The following is a 1,910-nucleotide window of genomic DNA, read 5'->3' on the forward strand; positions in this document are numbered from 1 at the left end:
AGAAAAGCAAAAAGTAACTTAGAATCAATTCAAGAATATTACACTTCAGTGTATGAAACATTCCAAAAACTATTGAACAATGTTTCAGATGTTAAAAAATTATTCCCACAAGATGCGAAGGAATCAACATTGCATATCGTTATCACATCAGACCTTGGTCTATGTGGAGGATATAACTCAAATGTTCTAAAACTATTGAAATCAGATCTTAAACCATCAGATAAAATTATTGTTTTAGGAAATAAAGGTGTTTCACACCTTGGAGCGGTTGGAATCCCTACTTTTAAAGAATATTCAAGTGTTGGTGATGAACCTAACTATGAATATGCATCAGGTATTGGGCAAGAAGCAATTGCGCAATATTTATCAGGTGAAGTGAATAAAGTTAAGTTAATTCATACAAATTTTATTAACTCAGTTACATTTGAAGCAGAAAGTACTCAATTACTTCCAATTGAGAAACCACAAAGTAGCGAAACAGAAGAAGTTAAAACAGTTAAAGTAATGACTGAATTTGAACCTTCTCCAGAAATTGTTCTTAAAAGATCAATCCCTCTATACGTTTCAGCTATGATCTTCGGTTCAATGGTGGAATCAAAAGTTTCTGAAATGTCATCGCGTCGTACAGCAATGGAAAACGCAACAGACAATAAATCTTGAATACAATAGAGCCAGACAAGCAGCAATCACTCAAGAAATTTCAGAGATTGTTGGTGGATCTGAAGCTCAATAATTAAAGGAGACATTATGGCAAAAAATAAAAACATAGGTAAAGTAGTCCAAGTTCTTGGGCCCGTAATTGACGTTAGATTTGATAACGATAAATTACCAAATCTACTTAATGCTCTAGTAATTACAAAAGGTAAAGAAACATTCGTTGTTGAAGTAGCGCAACACATTGGTGATGATACAGTTCGTACAATCGCTATGGGTGCAACTACAGGTCTTGTTAGAGGATTAGATGTTGAAGATACAGGAGCACCAATCTCAGTTCCTGTTGGTAAAGAAGTTCTAGGACGTATGTTCAACGTTCTTGGAGAACCAATTGATGAAAAACCTGCTCCTAAAGCAGTTACATCTCCAATTCACCGTGAAGCACCTTCATATGAAGAACAAAGATCATCAGCTGAAGTACTTGAAACAGGTATTAAAGTTGTAGACTTACTAGTTCCATATGCAAAAGGTGGAAAAATCGGTCTATTTGGTGGTGCTGGTGTTGGTAAAACAGTTCTTGTTCAAGAATTAATTAACAACATTGCCACACAACATGGTGGACTTTCAGTATTCGCTGGTGTTGGAGAAAGAACTCGTGAAGGTAATGACCTTTATCACGAAATGAAAGCTGCTGGTGTTTTAGATAAAACAGCACTAGTGTTCGGTCAAATGAACGAACCTCCCGGGGCTCGTATGCGTGTTGCCTTAACAGGACTAACAATGGCTGAATATTTCCGTGATAAATTCGGACAAGATGTTCTACTATTTGTTGATAACATCTTTAGATTTACTCAAGCTGGTTCAGAGGTATCTGCCCTGTTGGTTACCAACCAACACTTGCAACAGAAATGGGAGCTCTACAAGAGCGTATCACTTCTACTAAGAAAGGGTCAATTACATCAGTTCAAGCCGTTTATGTGCCTGCCGATGACCTTACTGACCCCGCACCAGCAACAACATTTACTCACCTAGATGCTAAAACAGTTCTAGATCGTAATATTGCTGCGTTAGGTATTTATCCTGCTGTTGATCCTTTAGGTTCAGCATCAAGAATGCTTGACCCAGAAGTTGTTGGACAAGAACACTATGACGTTGCGCGTAACGTTCAAAAAATCTTACAAAGATTTAGAGAACTGCAAGATATCATTGCTATTCTTGGTATGGATGAACTTTCAGAAGAAGATAAGAAAGTTGTT

General features: G+C 37.0%; 2 pseudogenes. Both read left to right on the forward strand.

Going from position 1 to position 1,910, the window contains the following annotated elements:
- Positions 1-48 precede the first annotated feature (48 nt).
- Positions 49-733, forward strand: a pseudogene (locus C4B25_RS04635) (F0F1 ATP synthase subunit gamma).
- A gap of 14 nt (positions 734-747) precedes the next feature.
- Positions 748-1,910: pseudogene (atpD, locus tag C4B25_RS04645) on the forward strand (F0F1 ATP synthase subunit beta); the annotation flags it as partial.

It is taken from the genome of Mycoplasma todarodis (assembly GCF_004335995.1).
Lineage (GTDB): Bacteria > Bacillota_I > Bacilli_A > Mycoplasmatales > Metamycoplasmataceae > Mycoplasma_K > Mycoplasma_K todarodis.